The 25,691-nt window shown below is 67.3% G+C and carries 26 protein-coding genes and 1 pseudogene; 14 read left to right on the top strand and 13 right to left on the bottom strand.

Annotated elements, in window-relative coordinates:
• Positions 1-14 precede the first annotated feature (14 nt).
• On the bottom strand, positions 15-323 hold the full coding sequence (locus CHB86_RS17970; protein WP_089234463.1) for a DUF1330 domain-containing protein: 309 nt from the start codon (positions 321-323) through the stop codon (positions 15-17).
• 117 nt (positions 324-440) lie between these two features.
• Between CHB86_RS17970 and CHB86_RS17965 the strand changes: the two genes are divergently transcribed.
• Complete coding sequence (locus CHB86_RS17965) at positions 441-1,349, top strand: LysR family transcriptional regulator (RefSeq protein WP_089234462.1); 909 nt, start codon at positions 441-443, stop codon at positions 1,347-1,349.
• Positions 1,350-1,409: 60 nt separating this feature from the next.
• Here CHB86_RS17965 and katG read toward each other — a convergent pair whose 3' ends face one another.
• Positions 1,410-3,584 carry a catalase/peroxidase HPI gene (gene katG, locus CHB86_RS17960; RefSeq protein ID WP_089234461.1) on the bottom strand — a complete coding sequence of 725 codons (2,175 nt, stop codon included), beginning with the start codon at positions 3,582-3,584 and terminating at the stop codon, positions 1,410-1,412.
• Positions 3,585-3,796: 212 nt separating this feature from the next.
• Here katG and CHB86_RS17955 point away from each other — a divergent pair, with 212 nt between their 5' ends.
• Positions 3,797-4,720 carry a hydrogen peroxide-inducible genes activator gene (locus CHB86_RS17955; protein WP_089234460.1) on the top strand — a complete coding sequence of 308 codons (924 nt, stop codon included), beginning with the start codon at positions 3,797-3,799 and terminating at the stop codon, positions 4,718-4,720.
• 6 nt (positions 4,721-4,726) lie between these two features.
• On the opposite strand, the gene betA is transcribed toward CHB86_RS17955, so the two are convergent.
• The 3 genes from betA to betI are packed head-to-tail and all read right to left on the bottom strand — an operon-like array spanning position 4,727 to position 8,477.
• Complete coding sequence (betA, locus tag CHB86_RS17950; RefSeq protein ID WP_089234510.1) at positions 4,727-6,385, bottom strand: choline dehydrogenase; 1,659 nt, start codon at positions 6,383-6,385, stop codon at positions 4,727-4,729.
• Positions 6,386-6,390: 5 nt separating this feature from the next.
• Complete coding sequence (gene betB / locus CHB86_RS17945) at positions 6,391-7,845, bottom strand: betaine-aldehyde dehydrogenase (protein ID WP_089234459.1); 1,455 nt, start codon at positions 7,843-7,845, stop codon at positions 6,391-6,393.
• A gap of 14 nt (positions 7,846-7,859) precedes the next feature.
• Positions 7,860-8,477, bottom strand: coding sequence for a choline-binding transcriptional repressor BetI (betI, locus tag CHB86_RS17940; RefSeq protein ID WP_176442920.1), 618 nt, complete (start codon positions 8,475-8,477; stop codon positions 7,860-7,862).
• A 114-nt stretch (positions 8,478-8,591) separates the two neighbouring features.
• On the opposite strand from betI, the gene choX reads away from it, so the two are divergent.
• The 3 genes from choX to choV all read left to right on the top strand — a co-directional run bounded on the left by choX (position 8,592) and on the right by choV (position 11,479).
• The gene (gene choX, locus CHB86_RS17935; RefSeq protein ID WP_089234457.1) at positions 8,592-9,515 is read left to right on the top strand and encodes a choline ABC transporter substrate-binding protein; all 924 of its coding nucleotides are present in this window, start codon (positions 8,592-8,594) and stop codon (positions 9,513-9,515) included.
• Positions 9,516-9,584: 69 nt separating this feature from the next.
• Positions 9,585-10,421 (top strand): choline ABC transporter permease subunit, encoded by an 837-nt coding sequence (gene choW, locus CHB86_RS17930; protein WP_089234456.1) that lies wholly within the window; start codon positions 9,585-9,587, stop codon positions 10,419-10,421.
• On the top strand, positions 10,418-11,479 hold the full coding sequence (gene choV / locus CHB86_RS17925; protein ID WP_089234455.1) for a choline ABC transporter ATP-binding protein: 1,062 nt from the start codon (positions 10,418-10,420) through the stop codon (positions 11,477-11,479). The genes choW and choV overlap by 4 nt, the downstream gene beginning before the upstream one ends.
• A 64-nt stretch (positions 11,480-11,543) precedes the next feature.
• On the opposite strand, the gene CHB86_RS17920 is transcribed toward choV, so the two are convergent.
• From CHB86_RS17920 to guaD, 5 genes are all read right to left on the bottom strand, one after another.
• The gene (locus tag CHB86_RS17920) at positions 11,544-12,695 is read right to left on the bottom strand and encodes a sodium ion-translocating decarboxylase subunit beta (RefSeq protein ID WP_089234454.1); all 1,152 of its coding nucleotides are present in this window, start codon (positions 12,693-12,695) and stop codon (positions 11,544-11,546) included.
• A gap of 18 nt (positions 12,696-12,713) precedes the next feature.
• The gene (locus CHB86_RS17915) at positions 12,714-13,109 is read right to left on the bottom strand and encodes a biotin/lipoyl-containing protein (protein ID WP_089234453.1); all 396 of its coding nucleotides are present in this window, start codon (positions 13,107-13,109) and stop codon (positions 12,714-12,716) included.
• On the bottom strand, positions 13,106-13,528 hold the full coding sequence (locus CHB86_RS17910) for an OadG family transporter subunit (RefSeq protein WP_089234452.1): 423 nt from the start codon (positions 13,526-13,528) through the stop codon (positions 13,106-13,108). The genes CHB86_RS17915 and CHB86_RS17910 overlap by 4 nt, the downstream gene beginning before the upstream one ends.
• A 14-nt stretch (positions 13,529-13,542) precedes the next feature.
• A complete protein-coding gene (locus CHB86_RS17905) occupies positions 13,543-15,096 on the bottom strand; it encodes an acyl-CoA carboxylase subunit beta (protein WP_089234451.1) in 1,554 nt (517 codons plus the stop codon).
• A gap of 341 nt (positions 15,097-15,437) precedes the next feature.
• Positions 15,438-16,817 (bottom strand): guanine deaminase, encoded by a 1,380-nt coding sequence (guaD, locus tag CHB86_RS17900; RefSeq protein ID WP_089234450.1) that lies wholly within the window; start codon positions 16,815-16,817, stop codon positions 15,438-15,440.
• Between the two features lie 107 nt (positions 16,818-16,924).
• On the opposite strand from guaD, the gene mgtE reads away from it, so the two are divergent.
• The 3 genes from mgtE (at position 16,925) to CHB86_RS17885 (ending at position 19,805) form a co-directional block, all read left to right on the top strand.
• Positions 16,925-18,313, top strand: coding sequence for a magnesium transporter (gene mgtE, locus CHB86_RS17895; RefSeq protein ID WP_089234449.1), 1,389 nt, complete (start codon positions 16,925-16,927; stop codon positions 18,311-18,313).
• A complete protein-coding gene (locus CHB86_RS17890; protein WP_089234448.1) occupies positions 18,310-18,882 on the top strand; it encodes a 5-formyltetrahydrofolate cyclo-ligase in 573 nt (190 codons plus the stop codon). The genes mgtE and CHB86_RS17890 overlap by 4 nt, the downstream gene beginning before the upstream one ends.
• A 110-nt stretch (positions 18,883-18,992) precedes the next feature.
• Positions 18,993-19,805, top strand: coding sequence for a TIGR00282 family metallophosphoesterase (locus CHB86_RS17885; RefSeq protein ID WP_089234447.1), 813 nt, complete (start codon positions 18,993-18,995; stop codon positions 19,803-19,805).
• Between the two features lie 111 nt (positions 19,806-19,916).
• Here the strand turns inward: CHB86_RS17885 and CHB86_RS17880 are convergent, their stop codons facing one another.
• The gene (locus tag CHB86_RS17880; protein WP_089234446.1) at positions 19,917-20,786 is read right to left on the bottom strand and encodes an S-methyl-5'-thioadenosine phosphorylase; all 870 of its coding nucleotides are present in this window, start codon (positions 20,784-20,786) and stop codon (positions 19,917-19,919) included.
• A gap of 21 nt (positions 20,787-20,807) precedes the next feature.
• Here CHB86_RS17880 and CHB86_RS17875 point away from each other — a divergent pair, with 21 nt between their 5' ends.
• From CHB86_RS17875 to CHB86_RS17865, 5 genes and pseudogenes are all read left to right on the top strand, one after another.
• Positions 20,808-21,503 (top strand): hypothetical protein, encoded by a 696-nt coding sequence (locus CHB86_RS17875; protein WP_141134923.1) that lies wholly within the window; start codon positions 20,808-20,810, stop codon positions 21,501-21,503.
• A gap of 234 nt (positions 21,504-21,737) precedes the next feature.
• Entirely contained in the window at positions 21,738-23,348 is a 1,611-nt protein-coding gene (locus CHB86_RS17870) for a SulP family inorganic anion transporter (protein ID WP_089234444.1), read from the top strand.
• 93 nt (positions 23,349-23,441) lie between these two features.
• Entirely contained in the window at positions 23,442-23,588 is a 147-nt protein-coding gene (locus tag CHB86_RS24705; protein WP_176442919.1) for a hypothetical protein, read from the top strand.
• A 14-nt stretch (positions 23,589-23,602) separates the two neighbouring features.
• Positions 23,603-23,689 (top strand): annotated as a pseudogene (locus CHB86_RS25355) (DUF5765 domain-containing protein); the annotation flags it as partial.
• 136 nt (positions 23,690-23,825) lie between these two features.
• Positions 23,826-24,173 carry a hypothetical protein gene (locus CHB86_RS17865; protein WP_089234443.1) on the top strand — a complete coding sequence of 116 codons (348 nt, stop codon included), beginning with the start codon at positions 23,826-23,828 and terminating at the stop codon, positions 24,171-24,173.
• A 10-nt stretch (positions 24,174-24,183) separates the two neighbouring features.
• On the opposite strand, the gene CHB86_RS17860 is transcribed toward CHB86_RS17865, so the two are convergent.
• Positions 24,184-24,789 carry a flavin reductase family protein gene (locus CHB86_RS17860; RefSeq protein WP_089234442.1) on the bottom strand — a complete coding sequence of 202 codons (606 nt, stop codon included), beginning with the start codon at positions 24,787-24,789 and terminating at the stop codon, positions 24,184-24,186.
• Positions 24,790-24,849: 60 nt separating this feature from the next.
• Between CHB86_RS17860 and CHB86_RS17855 the strand changes: the two genes are divergently transcribed.
• Positions 24,850-25,380 (top strand): GNAT family N-acetyltransferase, encoded by a 531-nt coding sequence (locus CHB86_RS17855; protein WP_089234441.1) that lies wholly within the window; start codon positions 24,850-24,852, stop codon positions 25,378-25,380.
• Here CHB86_RS17855 and CHB86_RS17850 read toward each other — a convergent pair.
• On the bottom strand, positions 25,359-25,661 hold the full coding sequence (locus tag CHB86_RS17850; protein WP_089234440.1) for a hypothetical protein: 303 nt from the start codon (positions 25,659-25,661) through the stop codon (positions 25,359-25,361). The genes CHB86_RS17855 and CHB86_RS17850 overlap by 22 nt on opposite strands.
• Positions 25,662-25,691: the final 30 nt, after the last annotated feature.

Here is a 25,691-nt window from a genome sequence, read left to right as displayed (position 1 = left end):
TCTCCAGTTGCCTCTCAGAGTCCGGCGAGGTCGTCCTTGCCGTCGATCAGAAAGTGGAAGCTGGTCGATCCGGCGGTGCGGGCAGCGAGGTGGCTCCGGTATTTCGGATCCGCCATGAAGCGCTCCGCCGCCTCCTGCGAGGGCCATTCGATCACGATGCGCAGGGCGTTGGTCCGGTCGCCGCCTTCGAGCTGGCGGTGCTTGGTCGTCCGGGCGAGATACCGGCCGCCATGCGCTTCGACGAGGCGGTTCGCGGTGGGCAGGTAGTCGGGGATCCAGTCTTCGCGGGTCGGCGTCACTTCAAGAACGGAATAGGCAGTCATGTTGGGGCCTCCGGGTTGGGCGGTACCATGCGGTGTGAGGCCGAACCTATTTCTTGCCGATATCCTTATAAACGGAGATAATGCCGGTTCAGAATTCGGAAATCGGACATAATCCTGATGGACATCGAAAGCCTGCGCCTCTTCGTGCTCGCGGCGGAAAAGCTCAACATTGGGGCGGCGGGGCGCGATCTGGGGCTGGCCCCAGCCGTGGCCAGCGCGCGTCTGGCGCGGCTTGAAAAGAGCGTCGGCGCCGATCTGCTGCACCGGTCGACGCGCCGGGTCTCGCTGTCGCAGGACGGCGCGGAGTTCCTGCCCTTCGCCAGGGAGATCCTCGCCCAGGAAGCCGCCGCACGCGCGGCGCTCGGCCAGCGCGGTGTCGCGGCCACCGGCACCCTCCGCTTCGCGGCCCCCAGCAGTTTCGCGCAACTTTACATCATGCCGCTGGTGACGGAGTTCCTCGAGGCGCAGCCCGGCATCACACTCGACATGCGGCTCTCGGATACGCAGTTCAACCTGATCGAGGGGAGTTTCGACCTGGCGCTGCGCAGCGCGCCGCTGGCCGAGACCGCCCTGAAGGGGCGCAAGCTCGCCGATGAAACCCGTATTCTCTGCGCCTCGCCCGGATACCTCGCGGAGTACGGCACGCCGGAGACGGTGGAGGATCTGGAAACCCATCGCCTCGTCGCCTTCCGGGACAGGGTGCCCCGGCCGCTCATGCGCAATGGCCAGCCGGCGGGCGCGTTCGACCCGAGGCCGGAGCGTTGCAGGCTGGTGATGGACGACGGGGCGAGCCAGAGGGGCGCGACGCTGGCCGGGGCCGGCATCTCGGTCAACTCGCTCTGGAGCGTGTATCGGGAGCTCGTGGAGGGGCAACTGGTGCGGGTGTTGCCGGAGATCGAGGTCGCGGACGGCTCGGTTCTTTGGCTGGTCTATCCAAAGGCCAACGTGCTGTCGCCGAAGGTGCGGGTCTTCATGGATTTCCTGATAGACCGGATCGGTCGGACGCCGCCCTGGCGCGCGGGCTGAGGCGGGAGCCCCGGGCAGGGGTGCCCCGCGCAGTCGTGGCGACCGCGCGGGGCGAGGAGATCAGGCCAGATCGAAGCGATCGGCGTTCATTACCTTGGTCCAGGCGGCCACGAAGTCCGTCACGAACTTCTCGGCGGCGTCGTCCTGGGCATAGACCTCTGCGTAGGAGCGCAGGATCGAGTTCGAGCCGAAGACCAGGTCCATCCGGGTCGCCGTCCACTTCACCGCGTCCGTTTTGCGATCGCGGATCTCGTAGGTGCCCTTGCCGGCCGGCTTCCAGACATTGGCCATGTCCGTCAGGTTGACGAAGAAGTCGGTGGTCAACGCGCCTTCGCGGTCGGTGAAGACGCCGTGCTTGGTGCCGCCGTGGTTGGTGCCCATCATCCGCATCCCACCGACCAGGACGGTCATCTCGGGGGCGGTCAGGCCCATCAGCTGGGTGCGGTCGAGCATCAGCTCCTCGGGGCTGACCACGTAGTCCTTCTTCATCCAGTTCCGGTAGCCATCGGCCAGCGGCTCCAGCGGTTCGAAGGACTCTGCATCGGTCATCTCGTCGGTCGCGTCACCGCGGCCCGGCGCGAAGGGCACCTCGATGTCGAAGCCCGCGGCCTTTGCCGCCTGCTCCACGCCGAGGTTGCCGGCCAGCACGATCACGTCGGCAATGCTGGCACCGGACTCGGCCGCGATCGGCTCGAGGACGGAGAGCACACGGGCCAGACGCTCGGGCTCGTTGCCTTCCCAGTCCTTCTGCGGAGCCAGCCGGATACGGGCGCCGTTGGCGCCGCCGCGCTTGTCGGAGCCGCGGAAGGTGCGCGCGCTGTCCCAGGCGGTGGCGACCATGTCGCCCATGCTCAGGCCGCTGGCCGCGATCTTCGCCTTGACCGCCGCGACGTCGTAACCCGTCGGGCCGGCCGGGATCGGATCCTGCCAGATCAGGTCTTCCGCAGGCACGTCGGGGCCGATGTAGCAGGCCTTGGGGCCCATGTCGCGGTGGGTCAGCTTGAACCAGGCCCGGGCGAAGGTGTCCTTGAAGTACGCCGGATCGGCCATGAACTTCTGGCAGATCTCGTTGTAGATCGGGTCGACCTTCATCGCCATGTCGGCGTCGGTCATCATCGGGTTGTGACGCTGGGTCGGGTCGCTGGCGTCGACCGGCTTGTCCTCTTCCTTGATGTCCACCGGCTCCCACTGCCAGGCGCCCGCGGGCGACTTGCGCAGTTCCCACTCGTGCCCGAACAGCATCTCGAAGAAGCCCATGTCGAACTTGGTCGGCTCGCTGGTCCAGGCGCCCTCGAGGCCGGAGGTCACGGCGTTGGCCGCCTTGCCGCCCATGTTCGGGTTTTCCCAGCCCATGCCCTGCGCCTCGACGCCGGCGGCTTCCGGATCGGCGCCCAGCAGGGCGGCGTCACCGTTGCCGTGGGTCTTGCCGACGGTGTGGCCACCGGCGGTCAGCGCGACGGTTTCCTCGTCGTTCATGGCCATCCGGGCAAAGGTCTCGCGGACCTGCGCGGCGGTCTTCATCGGGTCGGGCTTGCCGTTAACCCCCTCGGGGTTCACGTAGATCAGGCCCATCTGCACCGCGGCCAGCGGGTTTTCCATGGTCGCGGGGTTCGACACGTCGTCATAGCGCTCGTCGGACGGCGCGAGCCATTCCTTCTCGGCGCCCCAGTAGGTGTCGATCTCGGGATGCCAGATGTCCTCGCGGCCAAAGGCGAAGCCGAAGGTCTTCAGGCCCATCGACTCGTAGGCGATGTTGCCGGCCAGGATCATCAGGTCGGCCCAGCTGATCTTGTTGCCGTACTTCTTCTTGATCGGCCACAGCAGGCGACGGGCCTTGTCGAGGCTGACGTTGTCGGGCCAGGAGTTCAACGGGGCGAAACGCTGGTTGCCGGTGCCGCCGCCGCCACGGCCGTCGGCGAGGCGGTAGGAGCCGGCCGAATGCCAGGCCATGCGGATCATCAGGCCGCCGTAATGGCCCCAGTCCGCCGGCCACCATTCCTGGCTGTCGGTCATCAGCGCGTGCAGGTCTTTCTTCAGCGCCTCGACGTCTAGGTCCTTCAGCGCCTCACGATAGCTGAAGTCCTTGCCCATCGGGTTGGTCTTGGTGTCGTGCTGGTGCAGGATCTCGAGGTTGAGCGCGTTGGGCCACCAGCTCATGACCGACTTGCCGCTGGCAGTGTTGCTGCCGTGCATGACCGGGCACTTGCCGCCCGATTCCATATCGTTTCCGTCCATTTCAAGGTTCCTCTGTGCTGTGCAGCTTCGGCGGGGATCTCCGGCAATGACAGGGGCGCGCCTCAGCCGGGAATGGCTGCGCTGTGGCCCGGTCGATTTGCCTTCCTGGTCCCCCCGGAACTGCGTGGCTTGTTCCAATCGCAGGCATCCAATAGCAGGCGTCGTCGATAAAGTGTAATTGCATTTTCTAACCGATGTCATAAGAAAACCATATGAATGGATTGTCGATGAAACACCTGCGCTACTTCGAGGCGCTGGCCCGTCACGGACATTTCGGGCGCGCCGCGGAGGATTGCGCGATCACCCAGCCTGCACTGTCGGTTCAGGTCCGCGAGTTGGAGGAATTGATCGGTGCGCCTCTGGTGGAACGCGGCGGGCGGCAGACCCGCCTGACCGGCCTTGGCGAGGAGTTCGCGGCCCGTGCGCGGGATATCCTGCGCGCGGTGGACGACCTGCGCGACCTCGCCCGCGCCTCGCAAAGCCCGCTCGCCGGCCGGCTGCGAATCGGCGTCATCCCGACGGTCGCGCCCTACCTGCTGCCGCGGCTGATCGGCGATCTCTCCGCGGCCTATCCCGGGCTCGACCTGCGCCCGCGGGAGGCAATCACCGGAACGCTGGTGTCCGACATCCTCGAAGCGCGACTGGATGCGGCGATCATCGCGCTGCCGATCTCGGAGCCGGTGCTGCAGGAGGTTGCCCTCTTCGAGGAAGAATTCGTGCTCGTGCGCCCGCTGGAGGATGCGGACAAGCTGGTCCCGAAGCCCGAGATGCTGCAGCAGATGCGCCTCCTGCTGCTGGAGGAGGGCCATTGCTTTCGCGACCAGGCGCTGTCCTTCTGCAAGCTCTCTTCCTCGGCGCCGCGGGAGCTGATGGAGGGCAGTTCGCTGTCGACGCTGGTGCAGATGGTCGGGGCGGGCATTGGGGTGACCCTGATCCCCGAAATGGCCGTGCCGATCGAGACCCGCTCGGCCGCCGTGTCGCTGGCGCGGCTCGGGCGGCCGCGCCCGACGCGCACGATCGGCATGGTCTGGCGCAAGTCTAACCCGCTGTCGGACCAGCTCCGCCAGGTCGCCTCCATCGTCCGGCAGGCCGGGACCGCGAGCCGGGAGGACGCCTCGCCGCTCGCCGGCGCCTGATGTGGCCTAGCGCTGCGCGATCTGCCAGTGCGGGTGGATCCAGGGTTCGACATTTTCCGGCGCCATCGGGGTGCGGCCCAGGATGTGATCGGCCGCCTTCTCGCCCACCATGATCGAGGGGCCGTTGAGGTTGCCGTTGGTGATCCGGGGAAAGATCGAGCTGTCGGCGAGCCGGAGGCCCTCCACGCCGATCACCCGCGTCTCCGGGTCGACCACCGCCATCGGATCGTCGCGCCGTCCCATTCGGCAGGTGCCGCAGGGGTGATAGGCGCTCTCGGCATGCTCGCGAATGAACCCATCGAGCTCGTCATCGCTTTGCAGAGCAGCGCCCGGCTGGATCTCGGACTTCACGAAGGGCGCGAAGGCCTCCTGCGCGAAGATCTCCCGCGTGAGGCGGATGCAGGCCCGGAAATCCTCCCAGTCCTGCTCGGTGGACATGTAGTTGAAGAAGATCCGCGGCGACTCCTTGGGATCGGCGGACCGCAACGTGACCGCGCCGCGCGAGGGGCTGCGCATCGGGCCGACATGGGCCTGGAACCCGTGCCCCTCCGCCGCCGCCCTGCCGTCGTAGCGCACGGCGATGGGCAGGAAGTGATACTGGATGTCCGGGTAGCGGACGCCGGGACGCGAGCGGATGAAAGCCGCGCTCTCGAACTGGTTGGAGGCGCCGAGGCCCCGGCCCGTCAGCAGCCATTGTGCCCCGATCAGCCCCTTTCCGAACAGGTTCCAGTATTTGTAGAGCGTGATCGGCTGTTTCGACGCCATCTGGAGATAGACCTCCAGGTGATCCTGCAGGTTCTGCCCGACGCCCGGGCGGTCGGCCACGGGGGTGATGCCGTGCTCGGCAAGATGCGCGGCCGGGCCGATACCGGAGAGCATCAGCAACTTGGGCGAATTGATCGAAGAGGCGGCGACGATCACCTCGCGTTCGGCCCGGATGGTCTCGACCCGGCCGCCCCGCTCGATCTCGACGCCCACGGCGCGGCCTTCCTCGATCATGAGACGAAGCGCGAGGCCGCGGATCAGCTCGCAGTTCTGGCGCTTCAGGGCCGGGCGGAGATAGGCGTTGGCGGTGGACCAGCGACGGCCCTTCCAGACCGTCTGTTCCATGGGGCCGAAGCCCTCCTGCTTCTCGCCGTTGTAGTCGTCCGTGACCTCATAGCCCGCCTGCCGGCCCGCCTGCACGAAGGCGTCGAACAGCGGGTTCGCCCGCTCGCCCCGGGTGACGTGCAGCGGACCGTCGTGGCCGCGCCATGCCTCGTCGCCCCCGTGGCCGCCGTCGTGCCAGTTCTCCATCCGCTTGAAATAGGGCAGCACGTCGGCAAAGGCCCAGCCATCCGCGCCGCTCTCGGCCCAGTGGTCGTAGTCGCAGGCATGGCCGCGTACATAGACCATGCCGTTGATCGAGGAGGAGCCGCCGATCACCTTGCCGCGCGGCGTGGCGAGGCTGCGGCCGCCGAGGTGCGGCTCCGGCTCGCTTTTGAAGCCCCAGTCATAGACCGGCATGTTCATCGGATAGGACAGCGCCGCCGGCATCTGGATGAACGGCCCGCGGTCGGTGCCGCCGTGCTCGATCACCAGCACGCGCTTGCCGGCCTCGGCCAGCCGGTATGCGATGGCGCAGCCCGCCGACCCCGCGCCGACGACCACGTATTCCGCCTGCATGGTCATCAGAACGGCGCCTCCACGCCGTTCATCGCGACATGGACGGTCTTGACCTCGCTGTAATGGGCGATGGCCTCCTTGGAGTTCTCCCGCCCGACGCCGGAGGCCTTGACCCCGCCGAAGGGCGCTTCCACGGGTGCGAGGTTGTAGGTGTTGATGTAGCAGGTCCCGGCTTCCAGCCGCGCCACGACGCGGTGGGCGCGGGTGAGGTCATTGGTGAAGACACCGCCGGCCAGCCCGAACTCGGTGAAGTTCGCGCGGCAGATCACCTCCTCTTCGTCGTCGAACTCGAGCAGCGACAGGACGGGGCCGAAGATCTCCTCGCGGGCGATGGTCATCTCGTCGGTGACGCCGGCAAAGACGGTGGGCTCCAGGAAGAAGCCCGGGCCGGGCTGCCGCTTGCCGCCATAGGCAAGTGTCGCGCCTTCCTCGATGCCCTTGGCGATGTAACGCTCCACGATGGAGAGCTGCGCCTCCGAGACCATCGGGCCGAAATTGGTGGCCTCGTCGAGCGGGTCGCCGAGCTTCGCGGTCGCGAGCCGTTCGCAGAGGCGAGCGAGGAAGGCGTCCCGGATCCCCTTCTGCACGAAGACCCGCGTGCCGTTGGAGCAGACCTGCCCGGAGGAGTAGAAATTGCCGAGGATCGCGCCGCTCACGGCGTCGTCGAGGGTCGCGTCGTCGAAGACGATCAGCGGGGACTTGCCGCCGAGTTCCATCGTGACGTGCTTCATCCCCGCCGCCGCGGCTGCATAGACCTTGCGGCCCGTGGGCACGGAGCCGGTGAGGGAGACCTTGGCGACACGCGGGTCGTTGACCAGCGCGGCCCCTACATCACCCAGGCCCTGCACCACGTTGAAGACCCCGGGAGGCGCGCCGGCTTCGGTCAGGATCTCGGCGATCTTGAGGGCGCAGAGCGGCGTGGTCTCGGACGGCTTGAACACCATCGTGTTGCCGCAGGCGAGCGCCGGGGCGGCCTTCCAGCAGGCGATTTGCGTGGGGTAGTTCCAGGCGCCGATGCCGACGCAGACACCGAGCGCCTGCCGGATCGTATAGACGAAATCGCCGCCGGGCTGGGGGATGTATTCGCCGGTTAGGCTCGCGGCGAGGCCCCCGAAATACTCCAGCGCATCGGCGCCCGAGGTCGCATCGGCGACCAGCGTTTCCTGCAGCGGCTTGCCGGTGTCGTAGGTCTCGAGGATCGACAGCTCCCGGTTGCGGTCCCGGATGATGTCCGCGGCGCGGCGGAGGATGCGGCCGCGTTCCATGCCCGTCATCGCCGCCCATTCCGGCTGTGCCCGGCGGGCGCTGGCGAGCGCGCGTTCCACGATATCCGGCGTGGCCGAGTGGACCCGGCCGATGGTCTCGCCGGTCGCGGGATAGATGATGTCGATGGCCGTGCCGGCTGCGTCCTCGGCGTAGCTGCCGTCGATGTAATGGCTGGCTGTGGGGGCGGTGGTCATGGGGAAACTTTCGGTCAGATGTCTGGGCTGGTGCCGGGCAGCGGCGTGGAGGTGCCGAGCGCGGCCAGTTCGGTATCGAGCGCCCGCAGGACTTCGGCGGTGGCGCCGGTGCCGGTGGTCAGGTCGGTTTTCAGGGCGTGACGCAGGTAGAGCCCGTCGATCAGCGCGGCGATGTGGGCAGCGACCTTCGGCGCGGTGTCGCCGACAAGCGGGCGCAGGTCGTGCACGAGGTTCGAGTGGAGCCGCCGGTGGTAGACCGACAGCAACCTCTGCGCGCCGGGGGCAATCTGGGCCAGGACGTAGAAGTTCATCCAGGCGGCGATGGTCTCCTGCTGGAAGTTCTCGGCGGTGAACCCGGCGCGGACGATCGCCTCGAGCCGCGCGCGCGGTCCGTCGGCAACGGCGAGCCCCTCGCGGACCTGCGTGCCGTAGAGCGAAAGCATGTGCCGCATCGCGCCGAGGAAAAGCTGCTCCTTGTTGCCGAAGTAGTGATGCGCCAGTGCCGCCGATACGCCGGCCCGCTTGGCGATCTGGCTGACGGTGACATCGAGGGTTCCGGAGGCGCCGATTTCATGGATCGCGGCCTCGACCAGCGCGGCGCGTCTGATGGGCTCCATTCCGATCCTGGGCATAGCCGGTCCCTGGCTCCAAGGTTATGGTTGAAACACGGGAGAGAATAGAAGAAGCTTGATTGACTCGTCAATCAACAACGCTCGATCGAACATGCCAACAGGGGAGACCGAACCATGAAGAAGACGATGCTGCTTGCCACGATCGCGATCTCGGCAGGGACCTTTGCCCACGCCGCCTGCGAAACCGTGACCTTTTCGGATGTCGGCTGGACCGACATCACCGCCACCACTGCCGCGACGACCGTCGTGCTGGAGGCGCTCGGCTACGAGACCGACATCAAGGTCCTCTCGGTGCCGGTGACCTACACCTCGATGGCCGAAGGCGACATCGACGTGTTCCTCGGCAACTGGATGCCGACGATGGAGGCCGACATCGCCCCCTATCGCGAGGCTGGCACCGTAGACACCGTGCGCGAGAACCTCAGCGGCGCGAAATACACGCTGGCCGTGAACAAGGCGGCGATGGATCTCGGGATCAAGGATTTCGCCGATATCGCGACCCACGCAGACGCGCTCGACAGCGAGATCTACGGCATCGAGCCCGGCAACGACGGCAACCGCCTGATCCAGTCGATGATCGACGCCGATGCCTTCGGGCTCTCCGGCTTCGAGGTCAAGGAAAGCTCCGAGCAGGGGATGCTGGCGCAGGTGGAGCGGGCCACGAAGCGGGACGAGCCCATCGTCTTTCTCGGCTGGGAACCCCACCCGATGAACGCCAATTTCGACATGGGCTACCTGACCGGCGGCGACGATTTCTTCGGTCCGGACCTCGGCGGCGCCTCGGTCTTCACCAACACCCGCGCCGGCTATGTCGGCGAATGCGAGAACGTGGGCAAGCTGCTCTCCAACCTCGTCTTCAGCCTCGAGATGGAAAACGAGATCATGGGCGCGATCCTCGACGGCGGCGAGGAACCCGCGGATGCGGCCACGGCCTGGCTGGCGGCCAACCCGGATGTCTTCACGGCCTGGCTCGATGGCGTGACCACGCTCGACGGCGGCGACGCGGTCGCGGCCGTGAAGTCGGCCCTGGGCATGTAATCCGGGCGCACCGGCCCCGGCGCATCGCCGGGGCCATTCTTTCTCACGACACGGAGGAGCAGGGCACGCATGGACTGGCTGACCGACAACAAGATCCCGGTGGGCAAGGTGGCCTCCGATGTCTTCGACTGGCTGCAACTGCACGGCGAGTGGTTCTTCGACGGCCTGTCGGACATGCTGGAGGCGCTGATCGACGGCATTCTGTATGTCCTGCAGACCCCGCCGCCGCTGGCCGTCGTACTCGGCTTCGTCGCCCTGACGTTCCTGCTGCAGCGCAACTGGAAGACCTGCCTGTTCGTCTTCCTCGGGTTCCTGTTCATCCTCAACCAGGGATACTGGGAGGAGACGACGGAAAGCCTGACGCTTGTGTTGTCGGCCTGCGTGGTCTGCATGGCGATCGGGGTGCCGATCGGGATCGTAGCGGCGCATCACCCGCGGTTCTATACCTATCTGCGCCCGGTTCTGGACCTGATGCAGACCCTGCCGACCTTCGTCTATCTGATCCCCGCGATCGTCTTTTTCGGTATCGGCATGGTGCCCGGCCTGATCGCCACGGTCGTTTTCGTTCTGCCGGCGCCGATCCGGCTGACGCATCTCGGGGTGTCGCGGACGCCCAAGCCCCTGCTCGAGGCGGCCACGGCCTTTGGCGCGACGCCGACGCAGACCCTTCTCAAGGTCGAGCTGCCCTATGCCTATCCGCAGATCATGGCCGGGCTGAACCAGACGATCATGCTGTCGCTCTCGATGGTGGTGATCGCGGCGCTGGTCGGCGCCGACGGGCTCGGCGTGCCGGTGGTGCGTGCGCTCAACCAGGTGAACACCGGGCTCGGCTTCGAATCCGGCTTCGTGATCGTGGTCGTTGCAATCATGCTCGACAGGGTTTTGCAGACCGGGAGGCGCGGATGAGCGCGGCTGTTACGTTCGACAACGTCTCCATCGTCTTTGGCGACCGGCCGGAGGTGGCGCTGCCGCTGATGGATGCGGGCAAGTCGCGCGCCGATATCCAGGCGGAGACCGACCAGGTGCTGGGCGTGCACAATTGTTCGCTGGAGGTCGCGCAGGGGGAGATCCTGGTGCTGATGGGCCTGTCCGGCTCGGGCAAATCCACGCTCCTGAGATCTGTCAACGGACTCAACCCCGTGGTTCGTGGCCAGGTCACGATCCGGGACGGCGACTGGAGCTCGGAGGTGGTCGGCGCCTCTCCGGCGGACCTGCGCCGCATCCGCCGCGAATGCGTCGCGATGGTGTTCCAGCAATTCGGGCTGCTGCCCTGGCGCAGCGTGCGCGAAAACGTCGGGCTCGGGCTGGAGTTGGCCGGAATGCCGCGCGCCGAGCGGGCGGCCAAGGTCGAGGAACAGCTCGAACTCGTGGGCTTGAGCGACTGGGCCGACAACAAGGTGAGCGAGCTCTCCGGCGGGATGCAGCAGCGGGTGGGGTTGGCGCGGGCCTTTGCCACCGAAGCGCCGATCCTGCTGATGGACGAACCCTTCTCCGCGCTCGACCCGCTGATCCGCAACCACCTGCAGGAAGAGTTGCTGGAGTTGCAGGAGCGGCTGCACCGGACGATCATCTTCGTCAGCCACGACCTCGACGAGGCCTTCCGCCTGGGCAACCGCATCGCGATCATGGAGGGCGGACGGATCGTCCAGTGCGGGACGCCGCAGGAGATCTTCTCCAACCCGGCGAACGACTACGTGGCGGATTTCGTGGCCCATATGAACCCGCTCGGTGTGCTGCGGGCCCGCGACGTGATGGAACCGGCGGTGGGCGAGGCCTCCGGCCCGCGGATCGCCGCAAGGACACCGGTGGAAGAGGTGATGCGTATCCTTCTGGACGGCCCGGATACCATCGCCGTCGAGGACGGCGGGCAGGTGATCGGCCAGGTGACCAAGGACACGGTGCTGCGCCGCGTGCTCGACCCGCGCGACGGGGAGACTACCGGCGAAAACCATTGGCAGGGCTGACCTGAAACGGAAACCGCCCGCCTCTCGGGGAGGCGGGCGGCGGGTCTTCCGGAGTGGTAAGGTGTCAGCCGGCGTACCAGGCGATGAAGTAGCCCGCGACCACGGCGGTGCCGATCACGCCGGCCACGTTCGGGCCCATCGCATGCATCAGCAGGAAGTTGCCCGGATCGGCGCGCTGGCCTTCGACCTGGCTTACCCGGGCGGCCATGGGCACGGCGGAGACGCCGGCCGAACCGATCAGCGGGTTGATCTTGTTCTTGCTGAACACGTTCATGGCCTTGGCCATCAGCACGCCACAGGCGGTGGCGATGCCGAAGGCGACCACGCCGAGGCCGAGGATCTTCATCGTGTCCAGGTTCAGGAACCGCTCGCCGGTCATGGTGATGCCGACGGAGGTGCCAAGGAAGATCGTCACGATGTTGATCAGCTCGTTCTGGGCGGCCTTGGTCAGGCGTTCCGTCACGAGGCTCTCGCGCAGGAAGTTGCCCAGCATCAGCATCCCGATCAGCGCCGCCGCGGCGGGGACAAGCAGGATGACGACGATGGTGACCATGCCGGCAAAGATCAGCTTCTCCAGGCGCGACACGGTGCGCAGGGACTTCATGCGGATCTTGCGCTCTTCCTCTGTGGTCAGCGCGCGCATGATCGGCGGCTGCAGCATCGGCACCAGCGCCATGTAGCTGTAGGCGGCCACGGCGATCGGCGCGAGCAGGTGCGGTGCCAGCTTGTTGGCGAGGAAGATCGAGGTCGGGCCGTCCGCACCGCCGATGATCCCGATGGCGCCGGCTTCCATCGGCGAGAAGCCGATGATCGTGGCGCCGAGGAAGGTCGCGAAGACCCCGAACTGCGCCGCCGCGCCGAGCAGCAGGGTGCGCGGGTTGGCGATCAGCGGCCCGAAGTCGGTAAGCGCGCCGACGCCGAGGAAGATCAGCGGCGGGAAGATCTCGTATTCCACGCCCTTGGAGATGTAGTAGAACAGGCCGCCGGCATGGTCGCCCGCCGGCGCGTTGATCAGGCCCTCGGTGGGCAGGTTCGCCAGCAGCGCCCCGAATGCGATCGGGATCAGCAGCAGCGGTTCGAATTTCTTGTAGACCCCCAGGTAGAACAGCCCGGCGATGATCACCCACATCACGACCATCTGGAGCGTGACGTCGTTGATCGCGGTCAGCTGCCAGAGCTGCTCGAGCTTGGAGGTCTCCGATACGGTGCCTTCCATGGAAGGAGCCCCCCTTCGTCAGGATAGGGTGATAAGGACCTGTCCCTCGGTCACGGTGGAGCCGGGGGTCACGTTGATGGCGGCGACGGTGCCGTCCTGCGGCGCGCCGATGTTGGTGTTCATCTTCATCGCTTCGAGCACCAGCAGGCTGTCGCCGGATTTCACCGCCTGGCCGACGGAGACGTCGACGCTGACGACAGTGCCGGCCAGCGGGCTGGCCACGTCGCCGGGTCCGGCGGCGGCGGCGGGTGCTGCTGCGACAGGGGCCGGAGCCGGCGCTGCGGCCGGGCGCGGGGCAGGGGCCGCGGCGGCGGCCGGTGCGGCGGCCGCAGGGGCGGGGGTGGCGCCCGCGTCGAGGTCCTCGACTGTCACGTCATAGGCGACGCCTTCCACAGTGATCCGCAAGCGCTTCATTGCTTCTGTCCTCTCAGGATATTGGGGGTCTCGCCGCCAAGCGTGGGCCGGGTCGGACCCCAGTCCTTGCGAATGCGGCGGCTCGAGAAGGTCTCGATCCGGCCTTCAAGCGGCCAGTTGGAGACCAGATGTGCAGGTGCCGCGACATGGGTCACGCGATACCCGGCGCCCAGGGTATGGGCCACGGCGGCCGCGATGGCGGCCAGGTGGTGCTGCGGCACGCCTTCGGCCACCGGGGCGGCGGGGGCCGCCGGGGTGGCGGCGGCAGCCTTGGCGGCGGCATCGGCGGCTGCCTTCTCGCGTGCCTTGTCGGCGCGGATGAAGAAGCTGCCCACCAGGGCGCAAGCGCCCCAGATCGCCGCCAGGACCATCATCACCACGGCGAAGCCGGTGCCGATCAGTTCCAGATTGTCGATCATGCTCTGGCCTCCGCCTACAGGGGAATGTTGCCGTGCTTCTTCGGCGGCCGGGTCTCGCGCTTCGACATCAGGCCGCGCAGGGTGAGCGCCAGGGCGCTGCGGGTCTGCCGCGGCTGGATGATGTCATGGACGAAGAGCTCTCCGGCCGAGAGATAGGGCGTCGCGAACTCGGCGCGGTACTCGTCGGCCAGTTCCTTGGCCTTGGCGGCCCGATCCTCGGCTTCCTTCAGCTCCTTGCGGTAAAGGATGTTCACCGCCCCTTCCGCACCCATCACGGCGATCTCGGCAGTCGGCCAGGCCAGCACCCGGTCGGCGCCCATGTCCTCGCTGCACATGGCGAGATAGGCACCGCCATAGGCCTTGCGCATGATCACCGTGATCTTCGGCACCGTGGCCGAGGCATAGGCGAACAGCATCTTGGCGCCGTGCCGGATGATGCCGCGCCGCTCCTCGTTGACGCCGGGCAGGAAGCCCGGAACATCGACCAGGGTGACGAGCGGGATGTTGAAGACGTTGCAGAACCGCACGAACCGCGCCGCCTTGTCGGAGGCGTCGATGTCGAGCGTGCCGGCCTTGACCGTCGGCTGGTTGGAAACGAAGCCCACCACGATGCCACCGATCCGGCCGAAGCCGATCACGATGTTGGCCGCGAAGCTCTCCATCACCTCCATGAAATCGCCGCCGTCGGCGATCTGCCGGATCACCACCCGGCAGTCGAAGGGCATCTTGGGATCTTCGGGGACCAGTTCGTCCAGCGTCGGATCTTCCTCGACCGAGAGATCCGCTTCGATCTTGTGCGGCGGGTCCATCATGTTGTTCGACGGCAGGAACGACAGCAGCCGGTGCACGATGGCCACGGCGTGGGCGTCGTCCTCGGCGATGAAGTGGATATTGCCCGACACGCTGGCGTGGGCCTGCGCCGAGCCGATCTCGTCCATCGTCGTGACCTGGCCGGTCACAGAGCGGATCACCTCCGGTCCGCAGATGAACATCTGCGCGTTCTCGCGGGTCATGATCAGGAAGTCGGTGAGCGCCGGACTGTAGGCCGCGCCGCCGGCGCAGGGGCCGGCGATGACCGAGATCTGCGGCACCACGCCCGAGAGCTGCACGTTGCGATAGAACACCTGCCCATAGGCCGAGAGCGAGCCGACGCCCTCCTGGATGCGCGCCCCGCCGGAATCGTTGAAGCCGACGACCGGGATACCGGCCTTCACCGCGTGGTCGAGCACGTGGCAGATCTTCTTGGCGTGGATCTCGCCGAGCGAGCCGCCGGCGACGCCGAAATCCTGGCTGAAGGCGGCGACGGGCCGACCGTCGATGAAGCCGGAGCCAGCGATCACGCCATCGGTCGGGATGGATTTCTTCTCCATGCCGAAGTGGCGCGTCTTGTGCTGCGCGTGCAGGCCGAATTCCTGAAACGTCCCCTTGGTGTAGAGCTCGTCCAGCCGTTCGCGCGCGGTCATGCGTCCCTTGGCGTGTCGGTCCTCGGCCTTGGCCGCCCCGCCGCCTTCGAGCGCAATGGCGCGCCGTTTCTCCAACTCGTCCGCAAGAGCTTTGGAAATCGCCATGGTCATACTGCTTTGTTAGGGCCGCAGCCGGGAAGGAAGCGGCGTTGCCCGAGGGGATGGCCCAACCGTCCTCCCGGCGGGAAGTCGTCGCTCGCGCGGAACCCCGGAATCGCCTCGGCGATCTCGAGAAACCGACCCGCGATCACGGTTTCCCTGGATGCCGCGAGTAAACTCCCATCCGGCCTCGATATAAAGACCAAAGGTCATGCAAATACGGACCGCTCGGTATGAGCGAGATGCGTGCAAAAGAGGCGTTTTGCCGCGATTTCGGGCCATTTTCGCGGTTTTGGGTGCTGTTTTGCCGCAGTTTGGCAGATCCGGCGGATCTGGCTCCGGCCGGCTCAGGCGCCGCCCTGAAGCCCCAGGCTGTCCGCGATCAGCGGGCTTACGGGCCGGCTGTGCGAGTGGTCCGGCTGGCTGCCGCCGGCCGCGATCTGGGTGCCCGCGACATAGACCGCGGCGATGGCGCGATCGTCTCCCATCATGATGGTCGGGAAGACCGCTTCCCAGATCGTCTCGGAGCGGGCATGCCGCTGGGCGATCGCCGGGGTGGAGGCGAGGTCGAGCACCACGAGGTCGGCGTCCGAGCCGGGCGCCAGCGTGCCGATCCTGTCGTCCATGCGCATCGCCCGGGCGGAGCCGGCAGTGGCGAGCCACAGAAGTTGCGCCGGGTGCAGCGCGGTGCCGGAAAGCTGGCCGATCTCGTAGGCCGAGGCCATGGTATGCAGCATCGAGAAGGACGACCCGCCGCCGGTGTCGGTGGCCAGCCCCACGCGCTGGCCTTCTGCCATCGCGCGCGCGGTGTCGAAGAGGCCCGATCCGATGAAGGTATTGGAGGTCGGGCAATGGATCAGTGCCGCGCCGTGATCGCGCAGCCGGGCGCGCTCGCTGTCCGTGAGCCAGATCGCATGGCCGAACATCGCGCCCTCGCGCAGCAGCCCGTGCGCCTCGTAGGTGTCGAGATAGTCGCGACGGTGCGGGTGCAGGTCGCGGACCCAGTCGACCTCGTCGGTCTGCTCGCTCAGGTGGGTCTGCATCGGGCAGTCGGGGTGCTCGGCCCAGAGCGCGCCGAGCGCCTCAAGCTGCTCCGGCGTGGAGGTCGGAGAGAAGCGCGGCGTGATCGCATAGACCGCGCGCCCCCGGCCGTGCCAGGTCTCCAGCAAAGCCTTGCTCTCGTCATGCGCCGTCTGCGCATCGTCGCGCAGCCCGTCGGGGGCGTTGCGGTCCATGCAGGTGCGCCCGGCGACCACCGCCATGTTGCGGGCCTCGGCCGCGGCGAAGAACGCCTCGACCGAGGAGGGGTGGATGGTGCAGAAGCTCGCGACCGAGGTCGTGCCGTGGGAGACCAGAAGGTCGAGGTACCGCTCCGCGATCTCGGCGGCATAGGCCGGGTCGCCGAACCGCATTTCCTCGGGGAAGGTGTAGCTGTTGAGCCAGTCGATCAGCCGCTTGCCCCAGGAGGCGATGATCGCCGTCTGCGGGTAATGGGCGTGCGAGTCGACGAAGCCCGGCAGGATCAGCCCGTCGCCATGGTCGATCACCCGCGCCTGCGGGGCGGCGGCGCGCAGGCCGTCGGCATCGCCGGTCGCCGCGATCTTGCCGTTCTCGATCAGGATGCCGCCGCGGCGCAGATAACGGGCCGCCTCGTCCGGCGGGACGTCGAACGGATTGGTGTGCAGATCGAGGATCTGGCCGAGCACGAGAGTGGAGGGTTCGTTCATGGATCCAACCTAGGTGTCCGCCGCAGGGCCCGCAACGCCGATCCGCAGGTTGCACCGGCTGTACGCGGGCTTATGCTGCGGCCGAACAGGATGGAAGGGGGCTTGGGATGGCGGAAGACACCGTCGAACCGGCGGCACGCGACGACGAAGGATATGCCCTGCAGCGCGACCGCGTCGAGCAGGTCCTGCTCGCGATCAACGCGGGCGATTCCGCGCGTCTCGGCAAGCTGCTGGACCAAATGCACCCCGCCGACGTCGCCGACCTCATGGAGCAGGTGGGCGACAAGACGCGGCAGCTGCTGCTGCGTTTCTGGGGCCGAGACATCGACGGCGAGATCCTGTCGGAGCTCGACGAGGGCGTGCGTGCCGAGGTGATCGAATCGCTTCCCGACTCGGTCCTGAGCGAGGCGGTCCTCGATCTCGAGTCGGACGACATCGTCGATCTCGTCGAGGATCTGGAAGACGACCGCAAGGACATCGTCCTGGGCTCGCTGCCCGCCGCCGAGCGGATCGCCGTCGAACAGGCGCTGAGCTGGCCCGAGTATTCCGCCGGCCGACTGATGCAGCGCGAGGTGGTCTCGGCGCCAGAGCACTGGACGGTGGGCCAGGCCATCGACTTCCTGCGCCGCGAGGACGCCCGCCTGCCGGACCAGTTCTACCACGTCATCCTCGTCGATCCGACGATGACGCCCACGGGCTACGTTACGCTGGGAAAGTTGCTGTCCTCCTCGCGCAAGCTGCCGCTGAAATCGATCACCGAGCATTCGTTCCGCACCGTGCCGGTGGACATGGACGAGGGCGAGGTTGCCTATGCGTTCAACCAGTACCACCTGATCTCCGTTCCGGTGGTCGACCATGACGACCGCCTCGTGGGCGTGATCACCATCGACGACGCCATGGCGGTGCTCGACGACGAGCACGAGGAGGACATCCTGCTGCTCGCCGGTGTCGCCGAGGACAGCTCGCTTTCCGACAGCGCGATGGAAACGACGAAACTGCGCCTTCCGTGGCTGGCGGTGAACCTCGCGACGGCCATTCTCGCCTCGCTGGTGATCGCGCTCTTCGACGACGTGATTGCCGAGGTCGTGGCGCTGGCAGTTCTGATGCCGATCGTGGCCTCGATGGGCGGCAACGCGGGCACCCAGTCGCTGACGGTCGCGGTGCGGGCCATCGCCACCAAGGACCTCACCGGCTCCAACGTCTGGCGCGTGGTCGGACGGGAACTCGTGGTGGGGCTGCTGAACGGGCTGGTGTTCGCCGTCGTGATGGGGATCGTGGCCCTGCTCTGGTTCGGCTCCGGCCAGATCGGCGCGGTGATCGCGGTCGCCATGGTGGTGAACCTCGCGGTCGCGGCACTGGCGGGCATCCTGGTGCCGGTGACGATGGAGAAGCTGGGCGTCGACCCGGCGCTCGCCTCGGGCACTTTCGTGACCACGGTCACGGATGTCGTGGGGTTCTTTGCATTCCTCGGCCTCGCCGCCGTCGTCCTGTTGTGACGCCCACCCTCGCGGAGCAAAAGGCGCAAGCGCGGCGCGACGCGACGGCACGGCGGGCCGAGGCCCACGCGGCACACAGGGCCGCGGCGTCGGAGGCGCTGACGCGGGCTCTCGGGAGCATTCGGGGGCAGGTGCTCTCCGGCTACCTCCCGATCCGCACCGAGGCGGACCCGCTGCCCGCGATGGAGGCGCTCGCCGGTGCAAACCGGATCTGCGTGCCGGTGATCCAGGGGCCGGGGCAGCCGCTTGTCTTCAAGGAATGGCGGCCGGGATGTGCGTTGGAGGAAGGCCCTTTCCGGGTGATGGTGCCGTGCGATGGCGACTGGCTGGTGCCGAAAGTGCTGATCGTACCGCTGCTGGCCTTCGATCCGCGATTCCACCGGCTGGGCTATGGCGGAGGGTTCTACGACCGGACGCTCCAGTCCCTGCGTGCCGCCGGGCCGATCCGGGCGGTCGGCTTTGCCTATGGCGCGCAACGCGCCGAAGCGCTGCCGCTGGAGCCGACCGACCAGCCTCTCGACGAGGTCGTGACCGAGGCGGGGGCGGTTCCCCTCGCACCTCGACGCTGACGCGTCTCGGCGCATTGGGGCCGGGCGCGCCTTCGGCGCGTGGGCAAGCGGAGGTCGGGCGTATCGCGCATGCCCTTGTGAAGCCCCGCCCGGAGGCCTAGGGAAGACGCATGCGGATACTCTTTCTCGGCGATGTGATGGGGCGGTCCGGGCGCAGTGCGGTCGCGGAACGCCTGCCCCGGATGCGCCTCGACTGGAAACTGGATTTCGTCGTGGTGAACGGCGAGAACGCGACCTCGGGCATGGGCCTGTCCGGCGCCCACGCCAAGGCGCTGCTGGACGCCGGCGCAGATTGTGTGACGTTGGGCGATCATGCCTTCGACCAGAAGGACATGCTCCAGTTCATCGAGACGGAGCCGCGGATCCTGCGGCCGATGAACTTCGCCAAGGACGCTCCCGGACGCGGCGCGGCGGTGTTCCGCACGGCCAGCGGGCGCCGGGTGCTGGTGGCGCAGGTCTTGGGGCAGGTCTTCATGAAACGTCCCTTCGCCGATCCGTTTTCCGCCCTCGACCAGGTGCTCCGGGCGCATCCGCGCGGTGGCCAGGTGGCGGCCAGCCTGATCGATATCCACTGCGAGGCGACGAGCGAGAAGATGGGGGTCGGCCATTTCTGCGATGGCCGGGCGAGCGTTGTCGTCGGCACCCATACCCATGTGCCCACCGGCGATGCCCAGATCCTGCCGGGTGGCACCGCCTTCCAGAGCGATGCCGGCATGTGCGGCGACTACAACAGCGTGATCGGGATGGAAAAGACCGAACCGATGCGCCGCTTCGTCACCGGCATGCCCAAGGCGCGGTTCACGCCGGCTCTCGGGGAGGCGACGGTCAGCGGGCTCTATGTCGAGACCGACGATGCCACCGGCAAGGCCACCCGCGTCGAGATGGTGCGCCAGGGCGGCAGGCTCGCACCGGCCGGGCCCTGACGCGCCGCGGGCCTTGCCCGCGGCCCGGCCCAACTGGAGGAGTGGCATCCCCGGATGCCGTGACGACGGGCGGGAGCCCCGGCGTCATCCTCGCGCTCAGAACGGGGTGCCTCAGAGGATCCGCCCGGCCACCGCATCGAGCCGCGCCACGAGGGCCGGATCGCGTTTCTCCGGCGCGGTCATGATCGCGTATTCCAGCGCCCGGTCGCAGCCATGCGGGCAGGGCAGGCGTTCGGCGCCCAACAGGGCCGGCAGACGGGCCACCATGCCGCGCGCCTTCTCGGCATTGCCCATCAATGTCTCGATGATCTGTGTCACGTCCACTTCGCCGTGGTCGGGGTGCCAGGAATCGTAATCGGTCACCATGGCCACGGAGGCGTAGCAGAGCTCTGCCTCGCGGGCGAGCTTGGCCTCCGGCATGTTGGTCATGCCGATGACATCGCAGCCCCATTGCTCGCGGTAGATCCTCGATTCGGCGAGCGTCGAGAACTGCGGCCCCTCCATCGCCAGGTAGGTGCCGCCCTGGTGTACGGTGATCCCCTGCGCCTGCGCCGCCTCGAAACAGGCCGCGCCGAGGCGGGGGCAGGTGGGGTGGGCGACGCTCACATGCGCCACGCAACCCGGGCCGAAGAAGCTCTTCTCGCGGGCGAAGGTCCGGTCGACGAACTGGTCGACGATCACGAAATCGCCCGGCGCCATCTCCTCGCGGAACGAGCCGCAAGCGGAGACCGAGATCACGTCGGTCACGCCGAGCCGTTTCAGTGCGTCGACATTGGCCCGGTAGGGGACGGACGAGGGCGAATGGACATGGCCGCGGCCGTGTCTCGGCAAAAAGGCCATGGCGACGCCGCCGACCCGGCCGGTCAGGATCTCGTCCGACGGAGCGCCCCACGGGGTGTCGACGCTCTGCCACGCCGCGTCCTCGAGCCCTTCGAACTCGTAGAGCCCGCTGCCTCCGATCACGCCGATCATTGTCTCCATCTTAACGCTCCGATAACATCCATGTCCGGGGCGGAGCCTATGACAGCAATCCGGGCGTGGAAAGCTCCTGAAATCTCCGCACTTTCGCCCGATTGCAGGGGCAACCTCCGCCGCATGTGGGTATTTCGTACAATCGTTCTTGTTCCGCGGCCCGACCTCGCAGGGATTGCCCCCTGCCTCGCGCTGCTCGCAGTTTTCGCTGCCTTCAACGGGCGCGACGTCCTGGCTTTCGGCCAGCCGGTCGCGCCCCTGAATATCGCCGTCGCGACGGCGCTGTTTGTCTTCCTGATGCGCAACATCCTGCTCCTCCGCCGCGAGGTCCTTCCGGTGGACGTGCCGGTCGGCTGGGGTGTCGGCGGTATTCTCGCGCCGTTGGTCCTGTTCGCGCCCTCGCCCGAGGTCGTGCAGCAAGGCGTTTCCATTCTGCTGCTTGGTCTGGCGCTCGGAATCCTCGTGGTGCTGCGTTTCGCACCGGACCTGACTGACCGAATCCCCTCGATCTGGTCCGGCAGCGGGCAGGGGGCGTCCGACGCGCTGTTGATCGTGGCGGTCTCCCTTGCGCTGCGGGCGGTCGGGGCCTGGCTTCTGGTCGTGGCCGGAGAGCCGGCGCTGTGGGTGCTCTTCGTCTCGGTCGGAGGCATCGCCGCGGACTTCCTGACGAACTGGATCATCTTGTTGTATCTCTTTGTGAATCGCCACAACGAGCGCCAGCCGTGACACCGAAAGGGAAACCAGCTATGCAATTTTTGCATAGCGGCCTCCCGTTAGGGTTGCTTCTGAAAGTCGCAGGTCTCTGGTAACGCCAACATCGAACCGCGTTGCCCCCGCGCGCCATCGGCGCTGCCGAGACGGGCGATGCCCCGCCGACCGGATCGCCGGTCGCGCCAAGCTGGCGGGCCATCCTGGTCCGCCCGATGTTTTTGAAAGAGGCACCTCTTGACCCGAACCATCATGGCAGCCCTGGCTGACAGCAACTACCTTGCGCAGTTCTCCGCCGGAGAACGGGACGGATCCACCCATCTGCGCACCGAGATCCTGTCGGGTCTGACCGTGGCGCTCGCGCTGGTGCCGGAAGCGGTCGCCTTTGCCTTCGTCGCCGGGGTGCATCCGCTGGTCGGTCTCTACGCGGCCTTCATCGTCGGACTTATCACCGCGCTGATCGGCGGCCGTCCGGGCATGATCTCGGGCGCCACGGGCGCTCTTGCGGTGGTCATGGTCAGCTTGGTGGCCGAGCATGGGGTCGAGTACCTGTTCGCGGCCGTCGTGCTGATGGGGATCATCCAGATCCTCGCCGGCATCTTCCGGCTGGGCAAGTTCATGCGGCTGGTCCCGCATCCGGTGATGCTCGGCTTCGTCAACGGGCTCGCCATCGTCATCTTCCTCGCGCAGCTCAGCCAGTTCCAGGTGCCGGGCACGGCCGAGGCATCGGGGCACGGAATGTCGGGCGGCGAGTGGCTGACCGGCTGGCCGCTTGTGGTCATGCTCGCCCTGGTCGCGCTGACGATGGCCATCATCTGGGCCATGCCGAAGCTCACCAACGCCTTTCCGGCGCCGCTGGCGGGCATTGCCATTGTGGCGGGCATCGTCATTGCCTTCGGCATCGACGTACCTCGGGTGGGCGACATGGCCTCGATCGAGGGTGGCCTGCCGCAGTTCCACATTCCCATGGTGCCGTTCACTTGGGAAACCCTGCAGATCATCCTGCCCTATGCGCTGATCCTCGCCGCCATCGGCCTGCTGGAAAGCCTGCTGACGCTGAACCTCGTCAGCGAGATCGTGCACGAGCGCGGCGGCGCCAGCCAGGAATGTGTGGCGCAGGGCCTTGCCAACACCGTGACCGGCTTCTTCGGCGGGATGGGCGGCTGCGCGATGATCGGCCAGTCGATGATCAACGTGAAGTCCGGCGGCCGCACGCGGCTCTCCGGCGTGTCGGCGGCGCTGTTCCTGCTGTCGTTCATCCTCTTTGCCGCGCCGCTGATCGAGCAGATCCCGCTGGCCGCGCTGGTGGGGGTGATGTTCATGGTCGTCATCGGCACCTTCGCCTGGAAGTCGCTGACCATCATGCGCAAGGTGCCGCTTACCGATGCGGTGGTGATCGTGCTCGTCACCGTGGTGACCGTGGCGACCGACCTCGCGACCGCCGTGGTCGTCGGCGTGATCGTCTCTGCGCTGGCCTATGCCTGGCAGAACGCCTCGCGCATCCACGCCAAGAGCTACGTTACCCCGGAAGGCGCCAAGGTCTACCAGGTGCAGGGGCCGCTGTTCTTCGGCTCCGTCGAGGGGTTCGGCGAAATTTTCGATCCGGCCAACGACCCGCGCCGGGTCGTGGTGGACTTCGCAGAGAGCCGCGTGGCCGACCAGTCGGCGCTGACCGCCATCGAGGCGCTGGCGACGAAATACGAGAATGCCGGCAAGAAGCTGGAGCTGCGCCACCTGAGCCCCGATTGCCACCAGCTTCTGAAGAAGGCCGGCCAGCTCATGGTCGATTCCGACGACGACCCGGATTACGCGATCGCGGCCAACTACCAGGTTCGGACCGGCGTGCTGCACGCCGGCCACTGAGGTGAAGGGCAGGAGCCGTTCGGCTCCTGCCTTCTTCACGGCGAGGCCATTGCAAGGCTAGGCTGGTCCGCCAGGAAGATCCCGGAGGCCGCGATGTGCTGGAACACGTCGGCATCGGTGGCCATGGTCGTGGTTGGCAGTGCCGCCGCGACCCTGGCCTGGAGCCGCAACGAGCCTCTCGCGATCTGGGGCACGCTGGCCTATTTCACGGTGATCGAAGCCCTTCAGGCCACCGGCTAGACGGTCGTGGATCAATGCGGGCTGCCGACGAACCGGGGCTGACGCTTCTCTCCTACCTGCATTTCGCCTTCCAGCCACTGGTGCTGAACGCCTTCGCGATGCAGATCGCACCGCAGCCTGTCCCGCGCCGGCTGAAGCGGTGGATCTTCGTCGCGGCAGGGGGGCGCAACGCTCCTGATGCTTGGTCGGCTGTTGCCCTTGGAGGCGCTCGGGAATTGCAGGCCGGGCGTCGACGTCATGTGCGGCACGCGCCTCTGCCTGGTGTCGGGCGAGTGGCATATCGGGTGGGAGCTGCCGCTGACCACGCAGGTCCAGCCGCTGGCGTTCGTTCCCGGGTTCGAGGTCCAGTTTCCTGCCTATCTCGTGGCGGTCTTTCTGTTTCCGCTGTTCTACGGCGCCTGGCGCTTCGTGCTGTTGCACGCGCTGGCCGGGCCGGTGCTGGCCATGCTCACCACCAGCGATCCGCGCGAAATGCCGGCCGTCTGGTGCCTGTTCTCCATCGGCATCCTGCTGATTGTGCTCAGCCCGACGGTGCGCTACGGCGTGATGCGGGCCAACCGCCCGGCATCTCCGGCCGGAACCTGACCGGCCGGCGTCACTCGCCCGGGCGCTTCATCGTGAAAACCTCGGCGACGTGGGTGAAGTCGCGATACCCGAGGCGGGCGAGGGGCTGGTAGCGCGTCACGTCGAAGATTCCGTCGCGCAGGCAATCGTCGCGCAGGTGAATGCCGGTCACCTCGCCAAAGGCGGCGAGGTTGTTGCTTCCGCCAAGCTCGACGATCTGGGTCAGACGGCATTCCAGCGTGGCCGGAGCGTTGGCGACGCGGGAGCAGGGGATGGTCTCGCACTCCGCGCGCTCGATGCCTGCCATCTCGGCTTCGTCCACGTCCTTGTCCCAGGGGCCGGAGGTGAGGTTCATGATCTCCCGCTGCGCGTATTCCACGATGTTCACCGCAAAGACCCCGGTGTCGCGGATGTTGGCGAGCGTGTCCTTCGTCCCCTCCCGGTCGTGTTTCTTGCCGGTGGTCGCGAACATCACCTGCGGCGGCACGTAGGCCACGGCATTGAAAAAGGAGTAGGGCGCCAGGTTTTCCGACCCGTCCGCCCCGCGTGTCGAGATCCACGCGATCGGGCGCGGGGAAACGATGGCACTGAAAGGGTTGTGCGGCAGGCCGTGGCCGTCCTCGGGGCGGTAGAACATGTCTGGAGTCTCCTCTGCGAGTGGTCTAACGCTGCTCCGGTACCGTTTCCAGCATGAATGATGGGCAGGACTGTGCAAGAGGTGAACCTTACACAGGAGCAGGCCGCGGACTGGTGGGAGGTCGAAGCGCTCTTCGACCTGTGTTTCGCTCCGGGGCGGGAGGCCCTCTCCTCCTATCGCCTGCGCGACGGTGTCGCCCCGGTGTCACAGCTTTGCCTGCTGGCGCGCGAGAACGGCATCCTGGCCGGTGCGATCCGGGTCTGGCCGGTGCGCGTTGCCGGGCGGCCGGTGGCGCTGATCGGGCCGGTCGCGGTGCACCCGACGCACCAGGGCGAAGGGCTCGGCGGGATGCTGATCCGCGAAGTGATCGACCGCGCGCACCATATCGGCTGGGAGCGGCTGATGCTGGTGGGAGACGCGCCCTATTACGGGCGGTTCGGATTCACCCGGCTCGACGGTGTGGAGATGCCGCCGCCCACCAACCCGGACAGGGTGCTGGGCGTCGGCGACTGGAACGGGATCAGTGGCCAGGTGCTGCGGGTCGCGGGCGCCAGCACGCCGCCGTCCCATCAGGGCTTGAAGCTGTCGTAGCCGTAGTGCGGCCGGGTGCCGGTGCGTCGGGACTCGGCCTCGATGGTTTCGCAGACCCGATCGATCGAGCCCCATTGTACAGGGGACTCCCCCGCGAGCCGGCGATTGCGGCGCAGGACCGAGCGGATGAGGTCGATCTGGTCTGCGGGCAGGTGCCAGCAGACCGTGCTGTCCTGGCCCGCTTCGGGCGGGATGTAGCCGCGCCAGGCGATACGCTCCAGGACCTGGCGCGCCGTTTCGCTGCGGCTCCTCGGGATCTCGATCTCAAGCACGTTCGTCATCTGAATGTCATGTTCGGGGATGCTCGCCCC

Source organism: Tropicimonas sediminicola (assembly GCF_900188335.1).
GTDB lineage: Bacteria > Pseudomonadota > Alphaproteobacteria > Rhodobacterales > Rhodobacteraceae > Tropicimonas > Tropicimonas sediminicola.
The sequence above is the reverse complement of the archived record's forward strand: the minus strand, read 5'-3'. Positions and strand labels throughout refer to the sequence as shown.

Bases quoted from the DNA above. Each gene is read 5' to 3' on its own strand.
- CHB86_RS17920 (WP_089234454.1), bottom strand. From the start codon at position 12,695: ATGGAAGGCACCGTATCGGAGACCTCCAAGCTCGAGCAGCTCTGGCAG.
- guaD (WP_089234450.1), bottom strand. From the start codon at position 16,817: ATGAACGAACCCTCCACTCTCGTGCTCGGCCAGATCCTCGATCTGCAC.
- CHB86_RS17860 (WP_089234442.1), bottom strand. From the start codon at position 24,789: ATGTTCTACCGCCCCGAGGACGGCCACGGCCTGCCGCACAACCCTTTC.
- CHB86_RS17870 (WP_089234444.1), top strand. From the start codon at position 21,738: ATGGCAGCCCTGGCTGACAGCAACTACCTTGCGCAGTTCTCCGCCGGA.
- betB (WP_089234459.1), bottom strand. From the start codon at position 7,845: ATGACCACCGCCCCCACAGCCAGCCATTACATCGACGGCAGCTACGCC.
- CHB86_RS17915 (WP_089234453.1), bottom strand. From the start codon at position 13,109: ATGAAGCGCTTGCGGATCACTGTGGAAGGCGTCGCCTATGACGTGACA.
- CHB86_RS24705 (WP_176442919.1), top strand. From the start codon at position 23,442: ATGTGCTGGAACACGTCGGCATCGGTGGCCATGGTCGTGGTTGGCAGT.
- CHB86_RS17965 (WP_089234462.1), top strand. From the start codon at position 441: ATGGACATCGAAAGCCTGCGCCTCTTCGTGCTCGCGGCGGAAAAGCTC.
- CHB86_RS17955 (WP_089234460.1), top strand. From the start codon at position 3,797: ATGAATGGATTGTCGATGAAACACCTGCGCTACTTCGAGGCGCTGGCC.
- CHB86_RS17875 (WP_141134923.1), top strand. From the start codon at position 20,808: ATGTCCGGGGCGGAGCCTATGACAGCAATCCGGGCGTGGAAAGCTCCT.
- CHB86_RS17865 (WP_089234443.1), top strand. From the start codon at position 23,826: ATGTGCGGCACGCGCCTCTGCCTGGTGTCGGGCGAGTGGCATATCGGG.
- betA (WP_089234510.1), bottom strand. From the start codon at position 6,385: ATGCAGGCGGAATACGTGGTCGTCGGCGCGGGGTCGGCGGGCTGCGCC.
- mgtE (WP_089234449.1), top strand. From the start codon at position 16,925: ATGGCGGAAGACACCGTCGAACCGGCGGCACGCGACGACGAAGGATAT.
- choW (WP_089234456.1), top strand. From the start codon at position 9,585: ATGGACTGGCTGACCGACAACAAGATCCCGGTGGGCAAGGTGGCCTCC.
- CHB86_RS17850 (WP_089234440.1), bottom strand. From the start codon at position 25,661: ATGACGAACGTGCTTGAGATCGAGATCCCGAGGAGCCGCAGCGAAACG.
- CHB86_RS17855 (WP_089234441.1), top strand. From the start codon at position 24,850: ATGGGCAGGACTGTGCAAGAGGTGAACCTTACACAGGAGCAGGCCGCG.
- katG (WP_089234461.1), bottom strand. From the start codon at position 3,584: ATGGACGGAAACGATATGGAATCGGGCGGCAAGTGCCCGGTCATGCAC.
- betI (WP_176442920.1), bottom strand. From the start codon at position 8,477: ATGCCCAGGATCGGAATGGAGCCCATCAGACGCGCCGCGCTGGTCGAG.
- CHB86_RS17970 (WP_089234463.1), bottom strand. From the start codon at position 323: ATGACTGCCTATTCCGTTCTTGAAGTGACGCCGACCCGCGAAGACTGG.
- choV (WP_089234455.1), top strand. From the start codon at position 10,418: ATGAGCGCGGCTGTTACGTTCGACAACGTCTCCATCGTCTTTGGCGAC.
- CHB86_RS17880 (WP_089234446.1), bottom strand. From the start codon at position 20,786: ATGGAGACAATGATCGGCGTGATCGGAGGCAGCGGGCTCTACGAGTTC.
- CHB86_RS17885 (WP_089234447.1), top strand. From the start codon at position 18,993: ATGCGGATACTCTTTCTCGGCGATGTGATGGGGCGGTCCGGGCGCAGT.
- choX (WP_089234457.1), top strand. From the start codon at position 8,592: ATGAAGAAGACGATGCTGCTTGCCACGATCGCGATCTCGGCAGGGACC.
- CHB86_RS17910 (WP_089234452.1), bottom strand. From the start codon at position 13,528: ATGATCGACAATCTGGAACTGATCGGCACCGGCTTCGCCGTGGTGATG.
- CHB86_RS17905 (WP_089234451.1), bottom strand. From the start codon at position 15,096: ATGGCGATTTCCAAAGCTCTTGCGGACGAGTTGGAGAAACGGCGCGCC.